Source organism: Bacillus sp. FSL R9-9410 (assembly GCF_038050385.1).
GTDB lineage: Bacteria > Bacillota > Bacilli > Bacillales > Bacillaceae_G > Bacillus_A > Bacillus_A cereus_U.
This window is the reverse complement of record NZ_JBBOTV010000001.1, coordinates 1,352,221-1,371,089: the sequence shown is the minus strand read 5'-3', so window position 1 is coordinate 1,371,089 and position 18,869 is coordinate 1,352,221. Positions and strand designations below refer to the sequence as shown.

Genomic DNA, 18,869 nt, shown 5'->3' with positions numbered 1-18,869 from the left:
AATTTACTATTCTTAATAAACTGTACACAAAAAGCCATCTCCTCTGAAATTCAGAAGAGATGGCTTCAATTATAGAAACTATAAATCTTTTACTTTATTATCTTTTAACTACATATTTATTTCATCTTATGTACTTCAGCAACTAATTTTCCGCCCTGAATGCCCATATAAAGCTTAACAGGAGCATCATTCGTGTTTTCAAATACTAAGTCTAGATATGGATACGCAATTGTAGCATCTCTTCCCTGCGGGACATAACCTACTGTTTTAGAATGTGTAGTTCTCTCTACCATTTTTAAACCAGCTTGATCTGCTGCATTGTATAGAGTTGATGATGTTTGACAAACTCCACCACCATAACCATCTACTAATTTACCATCTACAATTTCTTTACCTAATTGATATCCTTTATCTGGCGTTGTATCACCGATTAATGCATTGAAAGAGAAACTGTCTCCTTTTGCTAATACAACTCCATTTATGCTCGCTGCTGACAAACGAATATTCTCAATACGGCCACCTGCTGAGCCACCTAAATTCGTTTCATATCTACCAATTACCGTGCCATTTCCTTGCGCATCACTTAATGTTGCAGTAGGCTTTTTCTCAACGATAGGTAACTGATATGAAGAATCCCACATACCAACGTTTAATAATTTGTCTACTAATTCTTTTTCCATTAATTCATAAGAAGGCTTTCCTTCTTGCCAACTTCCATCAGGCGCTATACGTGAAGGGACCATCTTTTTGTCAACGCTTTTCCCAACTTCACCAGCAACCTTCGTTACCGATTTTTTGAATTTCGCCTCATCTTCAAAATAACCTAAGCTCGATAAGTCTATTTTTTTCACTTCAGTACCAGTACGCCCATCCACTAAGCTAATTGAATCCTGTACATCAGCCTTAGCCTCTACAACGTTCCCACCAAAATCACTTACTAATGCCACATCACTTACTTTTGTACCACAACCACTTACTACAGCTACACATAGCACCCCTACTAATATACCCTTTATTTTTCGGAACAATATACTCTCTCCTTTTCCCCAACATTATTTCTTATGTATTATTTCATTTTTATGTATGTTTTGTTACAATCATTTTACAATATATTTAGAAAATGTTACAAGTTATTTTTTACTCTATTTAAATTACTCTTTTCTTTTGTAAATGTCTATACATATTTATATAAATTTTTGAGTTTGATAAGATTGTAACTTTTATGTAACCTATATCCATCCAGTATATACCATTCAGCAGATGGAATACAAATGTAAAACTCTTTCATTTCACCTCTTTATTCACCTACACGCTTCAGAAAACCGTAATACCGCTTTCTCATATATGATCATTATTAAACAACTTAAACCGATTTTTTATAGGTAAAAACAATCATTCACTTCAGCGTATATAGGTATTTGCCGTGCCACTACTCCGCTTTCGCACATACATTATGATGAATTCAACCCACCTTTAAGAAATGGAGGAGTTTTTATGTATCCCTACAATCCTTATGATCCATATAACCAATATGGTTACCAACCTCAGTATGATTTACAAGCACAATACCAACAATATATAGATCAAGCAGAGCAAATTAATCCATATGATCCAAATCGCCAATTTCAACTTCCAATCTCTTTCCCTGGCACTGGAAACCGTCAACTAGAAAGACGAGTAAATGAGCTTGAGCAAAGAGTACGTCAACTAGAAAACACAGTTGAGCGTCATACGCGTAGATTAAACCGCTTAAATCAGCGTTTACGTACAGTAGAAAATAGACTAAACATTCCATTTTCAGCATTAGAAGACGGATTTTAATTTCGAAAATAACAAATATATAAGGAAGGGACTCCCCCTTCCTTATATAAATTGACGAAAGTTTTTTCCATCTCTATACTGATAAGAGTTAATGAAATGAAACAAGGTGATAAATATGGATTTTGAAATAAATTTTCTTTCCTTTTATGTAGTACAAGTAGAAGGAAAAGGTGAAGCAGTTGATAAACGCTATAAACATTTTCAAACATTAGACGCTGAAGAGTATGAAGATAGCTCTTTAAAAGAATTTTTGAATGGTGAATTATTAAAAATTTCAAAGCGAAAAGTAGAACGTCACGCAAAAACAGAACAAGCCCCAACAAAGATTGGTCGCTTTATTGTAGAAGAAGGGCACGAACTCGATTCAAACCCTCATTACAACTTATTTAATCGTATTCGTTTTGCAGAAACAAAAGAAAACTTCAAAGATATGAGCGAACCTCTCGTTTATACATACCTTGACACAAGCGCTGTACGTGGTGGTGTATTTTTAATCGCTCAAGCAAAACTACGCAAATACTTTGATGATCCATTCGTATTCGTAATGAAATGTGACTTCGAACCAAAGGTTGCTTCCATTTCTGATGAATCAACGCTTATTCGTAACGTTGAAATGGCCATCACAACAAAGAATATGAAATCTATCCAATATCCATACATGCCTGAAGAAGGGATGGTGGAGCCTGGCGAACTAAAAATACACCAAGCATCACACGCCCGCTACTTTGAGGACTTCTTAAAATTCGTCGAGTATGAACGCTCTATGCCTGAAATTATGAAAACACAAGTAATGGACATGGTATACGATCAAATTGAAGATGTATTTGAAGAAGGTACTGAAGAACGCGAACAATTCGACCAAGCGATGGAAGTTTGGGCTGCCAGTCCGAAACGTGAAATTATGGAACAATTTTCAACAGAAGAAGTAATGGAAGCTACTGCTCAAATCGTCGAGCACGCCCCTGAAGTAGAATTAAAGCTAAAAGCAGATCATATCTCTGTTAAGGCTCTGCTTGCTGATTTCGGGGATCAAATACATATTGCAAAGGTAAATGACCGATATGTACTTATGATCGAGGCTGATACACTTACGTTTGAGAAAGGGTTCTCTCCTATCGAATTCCTGAAACCGGATGAACTGCAAGATGTGATTGAGCGGATTGAGAATAAGCAGTATAGTTATGGCTCAGGAGAAATCGAATAGAGTAATGTAAAAAAGACAATGACGGGTTAAATTCCATCATTGTCTTTTTATTATCGAAAACATTTCGTATCAAGAACATACGCTGTAACGTGTCCGTCTTGTATATCTGTTAATGTTATATTGTATGATCCAGCATTTTTTCAAATGAAACACCATCTCTCAATGGATACGAATCTTTTAAACCACTTTCATGTATAATAAACACTTCATCTCAAAAACTGCTAATTTTTAATGATTGTACGGCATTCCGCAAGAACAACGATGCGATGCGAACCGAATAATAAGTTATAAGAAGCAGGAAATTCTTGATTTACACGTTGTACTTCTCTTGCAAATTCTTCGTCGTCTTTTGGTACTCGGAAGAGCGCATCTGCTTTTTCTTGTGTATCTATATTGGCTCCAGGCGGGACAAACCTGTTCGTCGAAACACGTACTCCGTTTGTTACTACTGCATTGTATGAAATAAATGTTCCTTCTCCAATAATCGCATTATACACAATTGATTTAAAACCGACGAACACCTTATTTCCTATATAACAAGGACCGTGAATGAGAGCGCCATGCGTAACACTTACTTCGTTCCCAATATAGATTGAATACTCTTTATCACCATCAAAAACGTATTTATTCAATAAACCATGTAAGATAACTCCGTCTTGCAGATTTGTGTTTGAACTAATATAAAATGGAGTTCCTTCATCCGCACGAATACTTACATTAGGAGCTACATATACATTATCTTTAATTCTCACATCGCCTATCACGCTAAAAAATGGACTTATAAAAGCTGTTTTATCAATTTTTGGATAACGTTGAATCGGATTAAATGAGGTGATAGGATTGGGGCTGATGAAGGGAGCAAACGAATAATGGTGACTACTACAATTTCTTTCCGTCAAGAAAACATCTCCTTAAAAATCATATATACAGTATTTTATATACATCCTGCTATTTTGGGGACAAGTTGTTAAAAGATTAGTACAGTATTATAGGGAATTGCTGGCGGATTCGCTTACGTTTGAGAAAGGATTCTCTCCGATTGAGTTTTTGAAGTCGGATGAGCTTCAGGACGTGATTGAGCGGATTGAGGAGAAACAGAGATACTAATATGTTTGTGTACTTCAAAGAAACAAGCTATCATTTTATAGATTTACTTTTACCATTCACTACTTTCCTCCCCTCTAAACCCATATACATAAGATGCTATATCTATTTGGGAGGTGTAGGGGTTGTTCTTAAATCAAAATCCACAGCTTGCTTCGTATGAAATAGGAGATTGTCATATGGTGACCTTAATGTTCGTACTTGGGGGGAAGGAGCTTCGCTTAAATTAGGTAAGTTCTGTTCCATAGCCGACCATGTAACAGTCTTTTTAGGTGGCGAACACAGAACAGATTGGATTAGTACCTATCCATTTAATGTGATAGTTCCCGAGGGTGCGGGGTTTAGCGGCCATCCGAAAACTAAGGGAGATGTAATCATTGGTCATGACGTTTGGATAGGCAGTGGCGCTATGATTATGTCTGGAGTCAAAGTCGGAAACGGAGCTGTTATTGGCGCAAGAAGCGTTGTAACACGAGATATCCCGCCGTATGGAATAGTAGCAGGTAATCCAGCAAAGTTGGTTCGGTATCGTTTCTCACCAGAAGTGATTGAAGAGCTTCAACAAATTTCCTGGTGGGACTGGGATATATCTACTATCACGGCATCTTTACATTTTCTTCTTTCAGATAATGTCAGTGAGTTTATTCGAGAATATAAAGAATGATCAACTCACTTTAAAAGTAAATACTAAAAAACTCCTATATCTATAAATGGAATAGGAGTTTTTACATTGCTCACTAATAAATTCTCCTCATAACAAGTACTAGCCTTAGCTACCTTAATACATTTACGTTACCTTTCCCTCTTCCTGCACCTTCTCCATCTCAGCCAAATACCTAAGCTGCCGCTCCGCCTTTCTCACCGCAGTAGGAAAGTGTTTTTTCAGAAGTTCTACTGCAGATTCACTTATATAATATCTTTCCGTTATACTTTCCCACGTGTCACTACTTTCAAATGCACTCCATACAAAAGGACGCTCTGTATTTTTTCTCAGTTCTTTAAACACCCATTTTCGCATCCTTTTTTTCGCTTTTTCTGTTAGTTTTCCGTTCTTTACAAGTTCAAGCTCACCATGTCTCTTGTATCGCTTGTTAATATCTCTCTCGCCATATACTTTCAGAAAGATATTTGCTGTATTCTCAGCATCTGCGAAAGCACGGTGCTGCCTACCTTCCCATGTTAAACCGAGCTGCTCCACTGCAAATTGTAAACTTGGTGTATGCTCAAATAATTCTTCATATGCCTGGAAAACAAATTTTTGCACATCAAATCTGCTCTCTTTGTCCATACATGGGCATTCTACACCGTGTAATGTACAATCGTGAGATAGAAAACGATAATCTTCTTTTCCCCATGAAATAAATATAGAATCTTCTCCGATGAACTGATTAAATTTCTCTATAATTTGAGGGAATTTCTCTACACCAATTAAATCTTTCTTTGTAATTCCAGTTAATTTTGTTGTATGACGAGTTAATGGGGCACTTGGTTTTACTAACTCTGAAAATTCTCCAATAACCTTCATTGTACTCACATCTATTTTTACAGCTCCAATATCAACTATTTCTGACGGATCTTCTGATTTATACGGCCTAAAATTCCTTTCAATATCAAACACAATGAAATGTGTAGCCTTTTTCAATTTGTATACCTCTTTCTAATTCCTATTAATATGAAAAGCCTAATTAACAGCTTCACTTTATTTTCAGTATCTATTTATACATGCAGTTTATACATTTGAATATAAATCGAAAATTCAGTCTTATTATCACGTATAAATAGGAGGACCTTCAATAAAAACGCAAAAAAAAGAAGGGCAAGCCCTTCTTTTTTCATAATTACTTCTTGTTTACGTTTGTAGCTTGAGGTCCACGGTTACCTTGTTCTACTTCGAAAGTAACTTCTTGACCTTCTTCTAAAGATTTGAAGCCGTCGCCTTGGATAGCTGAGAAATGAACGAATACGTCTTCTCCGCCTTCAACCTCGATGAAACCGAAACCTTTTTCTGCGTTAAACCATTTTACTTTACCGTTTTGCATTTAAAAAATCCTCCTACAATGTACCTATATGTACATATTAATTTTCAACCACTTTACAATAATACATCATATATTAAAAAACTGCAACCCCTGAGGAGATTTAATATTGCTATCCTCCTCGGAAGTTACAGCTCATTTAAATCTCTATATTATTAAAAGTAAAATGGTTTAAAGTAACTATATCATATCAATATAATAAAAGTAAAGTTTTTTTAAGCTATACAGCTTTTTTCTTCCATTGCATCTCTTTTAATTCACCTGATCCAGCTACAACATAGCCTTCTTTTTCATTAACAATGCGCCAACCATGCCCTTTAACCGAATCACATACTGTAACAATTCCTTCTTCAAGAAGCACACGGCAAACGGTACTAATTCCCGCCTTATTTTGCGTTGACGTTGTATATAACACATGTTGATCCACACTTAAATCTAAATAACTACTCGCTTTTTGTTCACTTTGACATGTATGCCAACCTATTTTATCACTTTCGATACTCTCATCTATTCTGCAAAAAGAAATATTTCCGCTAATTCCCTTGCACGATCCACTTGCCGCTACTAAATAGGAATTTTGTATAGTCAACGCAGAAATCATCTGATTCATCGCTATTTTAATCCTTTTTAATTTACGTGTCTCTAAATCAAAAAGCCAAACACCACCATATTTAGTATGTATTTTCGTACCTATAAATAAGTAATGTTTATATAAAAATAATGATCGAATAGATGGTGCCTCACTACCGTACTTAAGAAATGGCTGAATAGTCTCCCATGTAGAACCAAAATTATTAGAATGATACAGTGTTTTATCTCCATGAGCAATTACTGTTCCATTCTCATTACTACATACATTCCAGCTCGTTGCTTTCGTTGGAAAGCGCTGGATCGTCCACGTTGCTCCACCATTCATACTACGAATAAAAACTCCTTCGTCTCCTACTCCGTAAACTACGTTACCTTCACTATGTAAATCTCGAATTCGTTTTTGGAACCCAGTTAAAACCTGTTTCCATTCTCCATCTTTTTCAATGAATAAACCATTATATGTAGTAGCTAACAAAAGCTTTCCATCTCTTAACTTTGTAATAGCAGTTGCACTTAACATTGTTTCCACGTTGACACTCCCATTCCTAGAACTTCTCGGCAAAAGCAATTGCAAAATCACTGCATTTTTCAACGTCTTCTTTATCTTCTGGAGCTAATTCAATTTTCAATCCTTCTTGTACAAGTTCTGCCCCGCATTTTACAAGACGTTCTTCAAATATCGTTACCGCTTCACAAAACAGTTCATACGCCGTATCACCTGATCCAAAAACAGCCACTTTTTTACCCGTTAAATCTATATTTTCTAACTCATCATGGAAATCTTCCGCTTCAAATGGTAATTCACCATCACCCCACGTATAAGATCCTAAAATGATTCCATCATAAGCTAATAATTCTTCAGCATCCATACCTTCCATCTCTTGCAATACTACTTCATGATCAAAGGCATCTAAACTTACTTTAATTAAATCAGCAATACTCTCTGTATTTCCTGACATACTTGCATACGCTATTAAAATTTTTGCCACTTTAACATCCCCCTCTTACAATAAATGATTCTCATTCTCATTATATTAATAATGAGAATCAATTTCAATTATATTTTTTGTTATTTTATTTAATTCCATAAAAAAAAGAACAGATGACTATACAATCATCCGTTCTTTTTTATTACTTTTTAAAAATACCAAATGGTTTTCCAACTGGTAATACAACTTTTTCGAAGTGTGTATTTAACACAGCTGCTGCTGAACCATAGAAAGATAATAATGAAATACATAGTTCAGAATACGCTGCTAAATTATGCATTGCGTGCGGCATAACACCTAAAGTACTTAATGAAAGACCGATAAATAAGAAATCAATAAGGACGAAAATCATAAATAATACTTTATGTGTTTCCATTGCACCAATTGTCATAAAGATCGTGAAAATCAAGTATCCGATAAAGGCTACACCAAGCTGTTTTGAATCTGCAGTTTGGGCTAATTTTTCGCCAAATACTCCAAGTTGAATTAACCAAGTCATTCCAACACCTAACCAAAATAGGCCGTACGCACCAAATGCTGTTGTACCGAACGTATTATTATGCTTTGCATCGTGAATGCTTGCAAAGATTTGTGCAAATCCTCCTAAAAAGATTGCCCATGGTAATACAAGTGAAACGCCATCTGTTAAGCCTAACTTTTGAGATGATGCTACAAGTGTTACCATCGCTAATCCAAATAGACCGATTCCAGATGGATCTGCTGTTGTCATTTTCACATGATGTGTAGTAGTTTGATTGCTCATATAAACCTCCTGATTATAAACATACTCGAATACAATACTTAAATCAGAAGGCTATGTCAATGGTTTTTTTTGTATGTTGTCAGACCTTATTCCCTATAATAATCGAATACATTTTTTGCCACATCATACGGTTTTATATTTACATTTAGCAAATCATTTATCGGCATCCATAAAGGAATATAACTCCCTCTATCTTTCAACTCGAACTCCTCGCCTTTACCACTTCCGAAAACTCCGTCTGTAATATGGGCATTATAATAATACTCCGTACCTTTATATTCCACCTTTGCAATCAGATGCTCCACTTGTATATGTACCCCTAATTCTTCATAAATCTCTCGCTTCGTTGCTTCTTCAGGTGTTTCTCCTTCTTCAATTCCCCCGCCTGGAAAAACAAAATACATCTCACCTTCTCGAACACGTTTTATAAGAGCGATTTTACCGTCCTGTACAATAATAGCTGCACCGCGATTTCTTCTCACTTTATTACCTCAACACCAATCGCAACTGTTCCCCATTCTTTTTCTTGTTCTTTCGTATAGATTTCGTATGTACTTTCTAACATTTCTTCTATACTAAGTTCTTCACAATCAAATAATTTTTTATCAATTTGTTTGTACATTTCCTTAAAACTCTCGTATTGCTTTATCTCTATTACCTTTACAATAATTGTTTCTGCCGTCGTAAGGTTGGTAAATACAATTTCATCACCATATTTTATTTGTTGACGCTTTTTATCATACAATCTAACTTCAAATACTTTTTTACCCGAATAAATAGATTGAAAAGGCTCATTATATAGTCCCATTTTATGTCTCATATTTCCCACTCCCTGTCGTTAGTTTAACATGAATAAGTTATTATACTATTTTCTTCCTTCACAAGAACTTGTATATTTGTGTTTCATACAGGGATATTCATCTTCCTTCCCCCTTGCATATAATGTTCCATATCCATTACTTACTTGAGAAAGAATGCTAAATAATCATGTTATGTTTAAATCAAAAACCTGAATACGCCCAATATGATATTGGTGATTATACTTATAGCAAAGTAGGCTCTACTATTTTTTCGTGGAATGATGAAACGAAATTAAAAATAGGTAAATTTTGTTCATTATCTACTGTCCAACAAGATCAATGATTTTTTGATCCTCCCGAAAAAGAATCTTCATGAACAATAAAGTGAAACTTTAATCAGCAGGGGTCCATCCCCCACTGATTATTAGCTCACACCAATTTGGCTTTTACGGACATCCCGACTCCCACCTAACTTCTTTTCTTTACAGCCGCATTTTTGGGTGGAAATCTTACTGCCCGTAAATAGTGAGATAAACATAAAAAGAGCATCCTATTCTGAAGTGACCCCTAAAAGTTAGACACGGTTATTTCATTAGGCTACTTGATCCAAATGAGTCCGGTATTGTACCGGGCTCATTTTTAATTTTGCCTTAATCCGTTTCTTATTATAATAATCTATATATTTTTCTAATTCTATTTTAAAATGCTCTATACATTCAAATTCTTTTATATAGAGGAACTCCGACTTCATAATCCCAAAGAAATTCTCTATTACTGCGTTGTCGTAACAGTTTCCTTTTCGAGACATACTCTGTACGATAGCTCTTGATTCAAGTGTACGGACGTACTGTCTCATTTGATAATGCCATCCTTGATCCGAATGCATCAGTAGCTGGTGGTTTTCAGGTAAACGTTCTAATGCTTTCTCTAACATCTCTGAAACAAGTGAATACGTCGGTCTAGAACCAATTGTATAGGTAATAATTTCACCATTATACAAGTCTAATACAGGTGATACATACAGTTTTTCTCCAAACAATTTAAACTCTGTGATGTCTGTTACCCATTTTTGATTCGGTGCATCTGCATAAAAATTACGCTCTAAAATATTGGGTGCAATTTTACCGACTTTCCCTTTATAGGATTTATATTTCTTCATACGCACAACACACTTTAATCCAAGCTCTTTCATAATACGTTGCACCTTTTTGTGATTCACTTTCTGACCACGATTCGTTAACTCATCACGAATACGACGGTAGCCATAACGACCTTCATTCTCCTCATAAATCGCTTTAATCTCAGCTTTCAAATCGGCATCTACATCTGGGCGATTCATTTTCTTTACTAAATCATAATACGTGCTTCGTGGAATATTAGCTAACTCCACGAGTGCCTTCACCGAATATTTATGCCTTAATTCATAGACTACTTGCGCTTTGTCTTGTTTAGTGACTTTTCCTTGTTTTGAACTAAGGCATTCAACTTTTTTAAGTACTCATTTTCCATTTCAAGCTGTTTAATACGTGCTTCAAGTGCTTCGACTGACCCTTTAGCTAAAGCTTGTTTTAATTGTTTATTTGAATCTTGTTTCATGGATGGACGCCCCTTTTTCTTAGATTGAAGGGCATCAATTCCTTGTGTTTCGAGTTGTTTTTTCCAAACAGAAATCGTTGAAGGGGCAGGAATGTTAAAGATAGCTGCCGTCTCAAATAAGGACATACCGTTTTCAATCATAAAGTTTAGTACGTCTAGTTTAAATTGTTGTGTGTAATTTGTACATCGTTTTAGAAAAGCTTCCACACCATTCTGCTTATATTGGTTTACCCAATTCAAAATGATTGTGCCACTTATACCGATCGCTCTACCCATTTCTCGATAACTTTCATTTCCGTTCAAATAACGTAGAACGATTTGTATTTTTTCATCAGCTGTAAATTTAGCCATAGAAAAACTGCACCTCCAATTGTTAGACTGTGTCTAACAATTGGAGGTGCAGTTCATTCTTTCTTGCAGGATGCTCTTTTGGTATTTATTTTTTATTTATCCGAAAGTGATTACATGGAGAACATTTAAAAGGAAATTTGTCTAAACAATTAAAGTTTGTTTCACAAATTTGTTCTATCGTTGGAACAAATGGAATGACAACTATGTTACTATCTATTATTTGTGTAACAGGTGGCAATACTGTGCCTACTTGATGTTCGAAGCGAATACTCGCTTGATTAATATAATTTTCTGAACCACTTGGTGCACTCTGAACTGTTACTTGGAACGAAACTGTCCGTGCTTCACCTGGATTTAAACTTCCTATAAGAAACCCTGATACTGGGCTTACATTTGGCACTGGCGTATTATCAACAGTTACACTTCCAGGAACAAATCGAAAACTACTATCTAACATATCTTGAAAACGAATATTTTGTATCGCTGTATCCCCCGTATTCGTAATAACTGTCGTAAACGTAATAACATCGCCTATCGTTGCTGATTGAAGATCTGCCGTTTTTACGACTGTTGTTGAAACATTTTGAGGAATAAACGGGATAACAACTGTATTACTATCGCCTTCAACTACTACTGGCGGCTCATTAGGATTTACAGTTGCAAGCCCATTCGCTGTAGCTGTATTTGTAACTAAATTATTTACTTGCCCTCCTGTTATTACAACTTGGAAATTAATAATCGCTGCATCATTTGGCTGAAAATTACCTAAAGGGATACCAGTATTCGGATTGGCAAATGGAAAAGGTACATCATTTACTGTTACCGTGCCATTTATAAATAACGTATTTGGGTCAATGATGTCTGTTAAAATAATATTCGTCACAGGAACTGTACTATCATTTATAACAGCAATTCCGTAAGTGACAACATCTCCTACCATTGCTACTTCAAAATCCGCTCCTTTTGCAACAAATAAAATTGCAGTATTTACCGTTACAATAACTGTATTACTTGTGTCCATCACTGTAACTGGTGGCTCTCCTGGTACTAAAATATACTCTGCTAATGCCCCAGCAACGTTTACTACCGTACCACCATCAGGAAAACTTGTAATCGTAGCTTCATATGTTACAATCGCCGTCTCACCGACTGGAATGTCCAGTATCGTAAATCCAACCTGTGGATTCACTCCTGGACGCGCTACTCCATTCACCGTTACACTATTTGGTACAAAAACAGCTTCCGGAGATAAAACATCGATAAATTGAACATTCCTTGCATCAGCCGTGCCAGTATTTAATATGCGAACACTGTATGTTACCGTATCTCCTACTCCAACAATTGAATTGTCTACTTCTTTCAGCATATCTAAACTGCCTCTATTTACTGGTGTGACTGTCGTATTACTTGAATTCGTAATTGTAAACGGAGGTTCTCCTGGAATCAATTCGAAATCACCAGTTATTCTCGCTGTATTCATAATGCTACTAGAAGGCAGAATTGCGATTACATTTACTTCAAATGTAATTAATACGCTATCCCCTACTGCAAGATCCGGTAATGAAAACCCTACAAAAGGATCTAAACCTACTTGCGGAATCCCATTTATCTGCACACTTCCTGGAACAAATTCTAAACCAGCTGATGGAACGTCAATAAACTGAACATTCGTCGCTGTCACTGTTCCCGTATTTGTTACTTGCACAGCGTAAGTTAAAGTGTCTCCTAATCTCGTCGCTTGTTTATTTACAGTTTTTATAACACTGAATCGCCCTCTATTTACCCTTGTTATTGTAGTATTACTTGGCTGATTTACTATAACTGGTGGCTCTCCTGGCACTAAAGTAAAGCTTCCTGTTATATTTGCAACGTTCGTAATTGTTCCTGATGACGGGATGGTTGTAACTGTCGCTTGAAACGTCACTATAACTGTATCGCCAACGAGTATATCTCCAACTCCAAAGCCAGTAATCGGATTTAAGTTGGGTTGCGGGGCTCCATTTACCGTTACACTATTTGGTACAAATGACGCTCCTGCTGAAATCGTATCAATAAACTGAACATCGTTAGCTGTTACTGTTCCTGTATTCGTTATTTGCACTGTATACGTTAATACATCTCCAACTAAGGTAGCAGCTCTATTGACTTGTTTAATAACATTAAAGCGTCCTCTATTTACAGTTGTGAGCGTTGTGTTACTTGGCTGATTTATTATAACTGGTGGTTCTCCTGGTACTAATATAAAGCTTCCAGTAACATTTGCCGTATTGGCAATTGTTCCGTTTGATGGAACACTAACAACTGTTACTTGGAATGTTACTTCTACACTTTCACCTGGATTTATATCTGGAAGCGGGAATCCATTATTAGGATTGAATCCAGGTTGTAACACACCGTCTATCGTTACACTGTTCGGCACGAATGCTATAGAGGAAGGTAATACATCACTATATTGAACATTCGTCGCTACCACTGTTCCTGTATTTTGAACTACTGTTGTATAGGTGATTGTATCGCCTACTGCAACAATTGGCTCACTTACTGATTTTAAAACATTCAAACCAGGTTCATTTATTTCGGTTAATGTCGTGTTACTTGTCGTTGTTTCAGTAATAGGCGGTTCTGTTTCACTTACAGCAAATGTAGCGGTAACGTCTACAAAGTTAACAACTGTACCACCTTCTGGTATGCTCGTTACCATCTCCTGATATGTGACAAGTACAAAATCATCTACAGGTATATCTGGAACTGTAAAACCGATAAAAGGATCTAATCCTGGTGCCGGTACCCCGTTTATGCTCACACTTCCTGGTACAAATGTTACACCAGCAGAAGTAATATCGATAAATTGAACATTGGTTGCTGCTACTGTGCCAAAATTAAAAATCAATACATCATACGTTAAAATTTCTCCTACAGTCGCTACTTCTTTATCTACTAGTTTTAACGGAAAAATAAACGCTATATTAATTGTCGTAACGACTAAATTTGTTAATATCGTTTCCGTAATCGGTGGTTCCTGCGGATTTGGTTGTGAAGTAAATGTAACGTCTGCATCGTTTAAGATGACTTCATTATCTGGAATTTCTGTAATCGTCACTTGGAATGTTACCGTAATACTTCCAACAGCAATTAATAACGGGGTAACGGTAAAGCCTATTTCTGGATTTAAACCAAGTTGCTGAACCCCACCTATCGTTACACTATTTTCTACAAATGTCGTTCCTTCCGGAATGACATCTTGGAAGAGCACATCTGTAACAGGTATAATTCCTACGTTCGTAATTAGCACGCTATACGTTAATACATCTCCAACAGCCCCAGTTGCAACGTCAACTGTTTTTGTTGCTGTTACTTCACCAGGAGGAGGTAACGGTATCGTAACTACTGTTGTATTACTTGAATTTGTTGTTGTTACAGGTGGTTGTAAAGGATTTAATAAGAAAGTAGCTGTAGCAGATGCCGTATTTAATACTGCTCCGCGCGTGGATGGCGCAACTACTGTTACTTGGAACGTTACAGTCAATGATGTTCCAGCCGCAATATCAGGAAGCTGGAAGCCACCATTTGGATCAAACCCAGGTTGAGGCGTACCATTTATCGTTACACTATTTGCGACAAATGTTGTTTCTGGAGCAATCGGATCAACAAAAGAAACATTCGTTGCTGTAACTGTACCGTTATTTCGAATAACAACAGAATACGTGTAAGTTTCTCCAAGTGCTGCTTGTTGTACAGAGGAAGATTTTTGTATATTTAACTGCGCTGTGTTTACTTGCGTCACGACGAAATTGCTATTCGTAACAGTTGTTATTGGAGGATTGGCTGGATTTATAAGAAAACTTGCAGTAACGTTCGATTGGTTTCTTATATTTCCACCACTCGGAACGCTCGTCACTGTAACTTGAAACGTAATTGTAGTCGTTTGCCCAACTGGAATATTCGGAACTGGGAAGCCTGCCATAGGATCTGCACCTTGCTGAACAACTCCATTTATCGTGACACTATTCACTACAAACGCAGTTCCAACAGGTATCGGATCTTGAAAAATAATATTTGTTGCAGGAACAGTTCCTGTATTTTGAATACGAATCGTATACGTTAACGTATCTCCTACACCTGCTTGTGGTGTATTTACACTCTTTATTACATTAATTGATCCTACATTCACTCGTGTCACAACAATATTACTAATCGTTACAATTGTAATTGGCGGCTGCAAAGGACTTACTTGAAAATCAGCTGTTACATTCGCATTATTCGGAAGAACTCTATTTGGTGGTACACTCGTGATCGTCACCTGAAAAGCAACTGTTACCGTTCCTCCTACTGGAATATTAGCAAGCGGAAATCCAGTTGTTGGGTTTAAACCTGGTTGAGACGTTCCATTTATTGTTACACTATTCGCTACAAACGTTGTTCCAGATGGAATTGGATCAAGGAATGATACATTTGTTGCTGCTACTGTTCCACTATTTTGTATACGAACTGTATACGTTAACGTATCCCCTACACCTGCTTCACTAGCACTTACGCTCTTCATTACATTTAACCCTGAAGAATTCACCACTGTCATAACAGTATTACTTGGCACTGTTACAGTAATTGGTGGCTCTGTTGGATTTACAAGGAAATCTCCAGTGACATTCGCATTATTTACGACATTATTTCCTTGGGGAATTTCATCAATTAATACTTCAAACGTAACAATTACACTCGTGCCAGTAGGCAAATTATTTAATGGGAATCCAAGTTCTGGATCTGCCCCTTCTTGTAAAACACCATTAACCAATACGCTATTTTCAATAAATAAAGTCCCTTGCGGAATTGAATCTTGGAAAAACACATTTGTAGCTGGTACACTACCTGCATTAATTATTTCGATTGTATATACTAAAACATCCCCTACCGTTGCAACATCAGTATTCACTGATTTCACAACCTCAAAGTTCCCTGATTGTACCGTTGTATTCACAACATTACTCGGAACATTGATTGTTATTGGTGGTTCATTCGGATCCACTTGAAAATTCGCGGATACAGTTGCACTATTTAAAATATCTTCATTTGGCGGATCCTGCTCAATTAATACTTCAAATGTAACTACAACTGTCTGAGCCGCAGGGATATTCGGAAGAGAAAATCCTGAATTCGGATTCAGTCCACTTTGCAGTGCGCCATTAATCGTTACAGAGTTTGCAACGAAAAAAACCGCTGAAGAAGTAGTGTCTTGGAAAAATACATTTGTTAACGGAACGTTACCTGTATTTTGGACGGCAATCGTGTATGTTAAAGTATCACCTACTGCCGCTTGAGCTGTATTTACTTCTTTTATTACATTTAAACCACCTGTATTAACTTGTGTTACAACGGTATTCGTTTGCCTATTAATCGTTACTGGCGGTTGATTCGGGATAACGACGAAATTTGCAGATACATTACCGCGATTCGCAATCGTACCTCCTGATGGGGTAGATGTAACTCGTACTTGAAAAGTCACCGTTCTACTTCCACCTGGAGATATATTCACTACCGTAAACCCAGTCGCTGGATTTGCCCCAGGTTGCGAAACTCCATCAACAGTTACACTATTTGGTATAAAAGTCGTTCCAATTGGGATTGGATCTTGAAAAATAACGTTCGTCGCCAGTACATTTCCTGTATTTTCAATTGTAACGGTATACGTAAGAACGTCATTAATCGTCGCAAAAGCTCTATCTACTGTTTTTCTCGTTCTTATATCGGCTATATTTATTGTAGTAAATACTGTATTACTTGTCGCTTGGCCTGAAACTGGTTGTTGACCAGGAACCGGAATAAAGTTAAACGTTGCACTTGCACGGTTCGGAATTGGATTTACAAGAGGATTAGATGTCACTCGAACTTGAAAACGTACTACATTCGTTTGCGAAGCATTAATACTTCCAAGATTAATACTACTTGCTGGATTCGCTCCTGGTCGAGCTACTCCATTTACCGTAACACTATTTGTTACAAACGTTGTTCCAGCAGGTATACTATCAACAAAAATAACATTATTTGCAGCAACATTCCCATTGTTCGTGACATTCACTGTGTACGTTAATATGTCATTAAGTGTTGCCGTCTGTAGATCTACAGATTTTTGCAAACTAAGATTTGCACGATTTACCGTCGTCTGTACTGTATTTGAAGATGCTGTACTCGTGATAGGAGGACTTCCGACAAAAGGACGGAATTGGTAAGAAACCATTGCACGATTGGAAATTGGATTTGGACTTGGGAATGACGTTACTCTCACTTGGAATGTAACGATTCTTTGATCATTATTAGGTATTGTCCCTAAATTAATTCCAATGGCTGGATTTGCACTCGGCTGGGTTACCCCACCTACTGTGACACTACCTGCAATAAAGGTTGTTCCATTCGGAATACTGTCTTGTAATACAACGTTATCCGCACTTCCCGTCCCTGTATTCGGAACGGTAATCGTATAGGTAAGAATATCTCCAACTGCTGCCACTGTTTTATCAACCGATTTGACAGGATTTATAATCGGCCCCGTCGCATCAATTTGAACACCAAAACCAGCCGCTGCATACCCATCTCCATTTGTAATGAAGCGAACTGTCGCTGACGTTTGATTATTTACTAATGATGATGAAGCATCTACATTCGTAATATCCCACCCTTGTCTTCTGACAGCCAAGGCTGCCCCTAACGGCTGATTCAAATTTCCAAACGTGCCGCTCGTATCTAAATTCCCATTGTCATTACAAATTTGTGATTGAAAGAAATTATTTGCGGGATTTCTCGGTCCGAATAAAGCAACTGTAGCATTCGCATTCGGTCCAAAGCGAAGTTGATCTCCAACAATGTTAGAATCTCCTTCTTGAGCTGTTACAAGTACTCTCCCTGTAACAGCACCTGTAGATGGCGTTGCAAAACCTGAAATAGTAGCATCAACTGGTGGCGATGAAGCATCGATAATTTCTTGACCTGCATACACTGACAAATTCCTAAGAGGTAAACTTGCATTTTGATAAACTACCTCAAGCGTCCAACCAGCTGAACGACTGACTGTTGGATCAGCAGAAGTTCTTGTAGCCGGTACAGCACCCGTTGTATATGTTCCCGCTCCCCCTGTATTAACAAGATTCGTTACATTAGCAGAGCGAACATAATAAAACTGGTTCCCAACTGAACCTTGCTGCGCAGTTGCAGGATCTGGTGCAACAGAAAATGTTCCTGCTGGTGTTGTAAATGAAATATTATCATTTAAAAATGCTGTAACATCCTCTGTATCGGTCCGGTATGTGCCGGCCCATACTAGTTCTGCGTATAAAACACTACTCCCTGCTGGAAGGTTCAAAATTGCACTTGAAGAATTTAATGGCCAGTCATTCGTTGTTCCTGCCGGGAATCCAGGTACTTGAAGCGATGTATTTATCGTTGTAAACACATCAATCGTACCGAAGTTATTGTTTGGTGCAGGTGATGTAGGACTTAGTCCCAACGTGTTCCCAGTGAACGTGACGGCACCAGTTACTGTTGTTGTAAAACGATTCATAAAAGGCACATAATCATCTCATTTCATTTATAGTAAAAAGTGCTCTATACTATAAAATGTAGACA

13 protein-coding genes and 3 pseudogenes are annotated in these 18,869 nt (G+C 37.1%); 5 read left to right on the top strand and 11 right to left on the bottom strand.

The window, feature by feature from the left end:
* Positions 1 to 116: 116 nt before the first annotated feature.
* Positions 117 to 1,028: a VanW family protein gene (locus tag MKX77_RS07285; RefSeq protein ID WP_341306163.1), complete on the bottom strand. Its 912-nt coding sequence runs from the start codon at positions 1,026 to 1,028 to the stop codon at positions 117 to 119.
* A gap of 466 nt (positions 1,029 to 1,494) precedes the next feature.
* On the opposite strand from MKX77_RS07285, the gene MKX77_RS07280 reads away from it, so the two are divergent.
* Together MKX77_RS07280 and MKX77_RS07275 are read left to right on the top strand one after the other, a co-directional pair.
* Positions 1,495 to 1,821 (top strand): hypothetical protein, encoded by a 327-nt coding sequence (locus MKX77_RS07280; protein WP_088079051.1) that lies wholly within the window; start codon positions 1,495 to 1,497, stop codon positions 1,819 to 1,821.
* A gap of 115 nt (positions 1,822 to 1,936) precedes the next feature.
* Complete coding sequence (locus MKX77_RS07275) at positions 1,937 to 3,025, top strand: DUF3900 domain-containing protein (RefSeq protein WP_341306162.1); 1,089 nt, start codon at positions 1,937 to 1,939, stop codon at positions 3,023 to 3,025.
* A 228-nt stretch (positions 3,026 to 3,253) separates the two neighbouring features.
* Here the strand turns inward: MKX77_RS07275 and MKX77_RS07270 are convergent.
* Positions 3,254 to 3,924 (bottom strand): annotated as a pseudogene (locus MKX77_RS07270) (carbonate dehydratase).
* A gap of 25 nt (positions 3,925 to 3,949) precedes the next feature.
* On the opposite strand from MKX77_RS07270, the gene MKX77_RS30620 reads away from it, so the two are divergent.
* Entirely contained in the window at positions 3,950 to 4,132 is a 183-nt protein-coding gene (locus MKX77_RS30620) for a DUF3898 domain-containing protein (protein WP_445819110.1), read from the top strand.
* A gap of 122 nt (positions 4,133 to 4,254) precedes the next feature.
* A pseudogene (locus MKX77_RS07260) lies at positions 4,255 to 4,793 on the top strand (CatB-related O-acetyltransferase).
* Between the two features lie 123 nt (positions 4,794 to 4,916).
* On the opposite strand, the gene MKX77_RS07255 reads toward MKX77_RS07260, so the two are convergent.
* The 7 genes from MKX77_RS07255 to MKX77_RS07225 all read right to left on the bottom strand — a co-directional run bounded on the left by MKX77_RS07255 (position 4,917) and on the right by MKX77_RS07225 (position 9,328).
* Entirely contained in the window at positions 4,917 to 5,771 is an 855-nt protein-coding gene (locus tag MKX77_RS07255) for an exonuclease (RefSeq protein ID WP_341306161.1), read from the bottom strand.
* 196 nt (positions 5,772 to 5,967) lie between these two features.
* Positions 5,968 to 6,168: a cold shock-like protein CspB gene (cspB, locus tag MKX77_RS07250; RefSeq protein WP_001179147.1), complete on the bottom strand. Its 201-nt coding sequence runs from the start codon at positions 6,166 to 6,168 to the stop codon at positions 5,968 to 5,970.
* A gap of 217 nt (positions 6,169 to 6,385) precedes the next feature.
* Positions 6,386 to 7,285, bottom strand: a complete 900-nt coding sequence (locus MKX77_RS07245) for a WD40/YVTN/BNR-like repeat-containing protein (protein ID WP_341306160.1) — start codon at positions 7,283 to 7,285, stop codon at positions 6,386 to 6,388.
* A 16-nt stretch (positions 7,286 to 7,301) separates the two neighbouring features.
* Positions 7,302 to 7,745, bottom strand: a complete 444-nt coding sequence (locus tag MKX77_RS07240; protein ID WP_001062757.1) for a flavodoxin — start codon at positions 7,743 to 7,745, stop codon at positions 7,302 to 7,304.
* Positions 7,746 to 7,887: 142 nt separating this feature from the next.
* The gene (locus tag MKX77_RS07235) at positions 7,888 to 8,508 is read right to left on the bottom strand and encodes an acetate uptake transporter (RefSeq protein WP_088079053.1); all 621 of its coding nucleotides are present in this window, start codon (positions 8,506 to 8,508) and stop codon (positions 7,888 to 7,890) included.
* Between the two features lie 86 nt (positions 8,509 to 8,594).
* Positions 8,595 to 8,990, bottom strand: a complete 396-nt coding sequence (locus MKX77_RS07230; RefSeq protein ID WP_341306159.1) for an NUDIX hydrolase — start codon at positions 8,988 to 8,990, stop codon at positions 8,595 to 8,597.
* Complete coding sequence (locus MKX77_RS07225; RefSeq protein ID WP_341306158.1) at positions 8,987 to 9,328, bottom strand: ASCH domain-containing protein; 342 nt, start codon at positions 9,326 to 9,328, stop codon at positions 8,987 to 8,989. The genes MKX77_RS07230 and MKX77_RS07225 overlap by 4 nt, the downstream gene beginning before the upstream one ends.
* Positions 9,329 to 9,495: 167 nt before the next feature.
* Between MKX77_RS07225 and MKX77_RS07220 the strand changes: the two are divergent.
* A pseudogene (locus MKX77_RS07220) lies at positions 9,496 to 9,627 on the top strand (CatB-related O-acetyltransferase); the annotation flags it as partial.
* Between the two features lie 273 nt (positions 9,628 to 9,900).
* Here MKX77_RS07220 and MKX77_RS07215 read toward each other — a convergent pair.
* Both MKX77_RS07215 and MKX77_RS07210 read right to left on the bottom strand, forming a co-directional pair.
* Positions 9,901 to 11,255 (bottom strand): IS3 family transposase gene (locus MKX77_RS07215; protein WP_341306157.1). Its coding sequence is split into 2 segments (ribosomal slippage): positions 9,901 to 10,802 and positions 10,802 to 11,255, totalling 1,356 coding nucleotides; the frame shifts between segments, so codons are not numbered across the junction.
* Between the two features lie 85 nt (positions 11,256 to 11,340).
* Positions 11,341 to 18,813 carry a DUF7507 domain-containing protein gene (locus MKX77_RS07210; protein WP_341306156.1) on the bottom strand — a complete coding sequence of 2,491 codons (7,473 nt, stop codon included), beginning with the start codon at positions 18,811 to 18,813 and terminating at the stop codon, positions 11,341 to 11,343.
* Positions 18,814 to 18,869: the final 56 nt, after the last annotated feature.

Coding starts and splice junctions, on each gene's coding strand:
- MKX77_RS07280 (WP_088079051.1), top strand. CDS start 1,495: ATGTATCCCTACAATCCTTATGATCCATATAACCAATATGGTTACCAA.
- MKX77_RS07275 (WP_341306162.1), top strand. CDS start 1,937: ATGGATTTTGAAATAAATTTTCTTTCCTTTTATGTAGTACAAGTAGAA.
- cspB (WP_001179147.1), bottom strand. CDS start 6,168: ATGCAAAACGGTAAAGTAAAATGGTTTAACGCAGAAAAAGGTTTCGGT.
- MKX77_RS07235 (WP_088079053.1), bottom strand. CDS start 8,508: ATGAGCAATCAAACTACTACACATCATGTGAAAATGACAACAGCAGAT.
- MKX77_RS07225 (WP_341306158.1), bottom strand. CDS start 9,328: ATGAGACATAAAATGGGACTATATAATGAGCCTTTTCAATCTATTTAT.